At 59.7% G+C, this 1,587-nt stretch carries 1 protein-coding gene; it reads right to left on the bottom strand.

Annotated elements, in window-relative coordinates; translation table 11 throughout:
* Positions 1 to 869: 869 nt before the first annotated feature.
* Positions 870 to 1,154: a hypothetical protein gene (locus tag GY937_19400; protein MCP5058873.1), complete on the bottom strand. Its 285-nt coding sequence runs from the start codon at positions 1,152 to 1,154 to the stop codon at positions 870 to 872.
* Positions 1,155 to 1,587: the final 433 nt, after the last annotated feature.

Here is a 1,587-nt window from a genome sequence, read left to right as displayed (position 1 = left end):
TTGCTCGAGCCCGGAGCTAACTGGTTTTGAAGCCAGCTCACATTTGATTGGACGAGGAAGGGAACCGACGAGTTTCTGGGACACGGAGCCGAAGCAAGGCTCCGAACAAGATCCCCAATAGGTGTTTGGTGCAGGCTCCAGGGCCTGGAACCCGAAGAGAGAAATGAAAGTCGGAGACGAGGGAGGATTGACGCGCCCAAGAACAACGCTGCTCCAAGAGGGCGGGCGTCAGGGGACGTCAATGCCTATTGACAACCGGGGGCCTGATAGGGGTTATGCGGCGGTTCGCGACGACCTTCCCGGGCCGTGACCGCAGGCCTCGATGGATGCGTAGTGGCGCAGTGTTGCACTTCAAGCGTGAAGCCAGACGGCGTGCTAGCCGCACCCTAGAATCCTATCGGACGACACCAGCCCGTCCCAGATACGTAGCGGTAGTCGGAGTCCTCGCAGCTCCCGGAACTTCCTGTCATGCAGGGCGCCACCACGTCAGGAGTGACGACACTCGCACGCTTCCATCCGTCGAGGGCCGCGGCACAGCTGAAGTCTTCTGGGAGCAAGAATTCTGCCTCATGGACTTCTCGAACCTCGCAGCCAACCGATAGTGCGAATAGAAGTCCCAGTCCGATGAGACAAGCCATCGAAACACGAATTGATTCTGACATTCGTCGCACTCAGCAAAGCTCCTCGCGCATGTCGCATAACGGACCGGCGACAAGCGGCGTTGAATAGCGCCACCGACTCTGCCGAGCCTGAAAAGGTGTAGAGTCGGAGTGTGGCGCAGTAGTGTAGAAGAAGCCCATCTGTTTCTGGCGCTTTCGTTTGCCGGTGCCTCACTCGCTTCTTCGTGCCCTGTTTCCACACCCCGCTCATCAAACCGGATGTGCGGAACTACGCATCCGGCTTTCGGGCAAGGACTCACGCGTTTGCCCACGGAAATCCGCGCGTCCGCGCACCGAGCCGGACCAGGCCAGCTCGTCGTACAGGAATGTGAAGGAATATCGCGTCGTTCCCCTTCCCCGCACCTTGTGCTTGTGGTGCAACCACGTACGAAGCCTGTATCGGGTGTGGACATCCACGATCCCGTAGGCCGCGCTCACCGGACCGAGATAGAAGTAGTTGGACCAGCCCACCAGAAGCCGGTTGATCCGTTCCACTCGTGCCTTGACAAGTAACATGAGCCAGAACGCAGCTTGAACTCCCTATCTTCGCGAGTTCACCTGGCTCTCCGAGGAGGATAGTCATGATGACGACAGAGGATGACCGAGGGGAGCTGCGGTTTCACGCACCATGCCGTCACTGGCGGGCCCAGTGCAACCGACCTACCCGCCTCAGCCAAGCCGACTATTGGCTCGGCCCAGGAAAGAAGATGTTCGTCCTTCGCTGGTAGTCAGCATATTCCGGCCGCTTTTGGACTGAGTAGAACTCCGATGGCTTCGCGCCGGTCAAGTGTAAGCGGCCGGATATCGCCGTTCTTCCCGGGCTCGCCGGCGAGATGTAGACCCACCGCATGACAATCCGGGAGGAGGCGGCATGCGGGTGCAAGCGAACGGGAAGGTGAGGCGGTCGAGCGAGGAGTGGCGGGAGATT

It is taken from the genome of bacterium (genome assembly GCA_024228115.1).
Lineage (GTDB): Bacteria > Myxococcota_A > UBA9160 > UBA9160 > UBA6930.
This window is presented reverse-complemented; position numbering and strand designations above follow the sequence as displayed.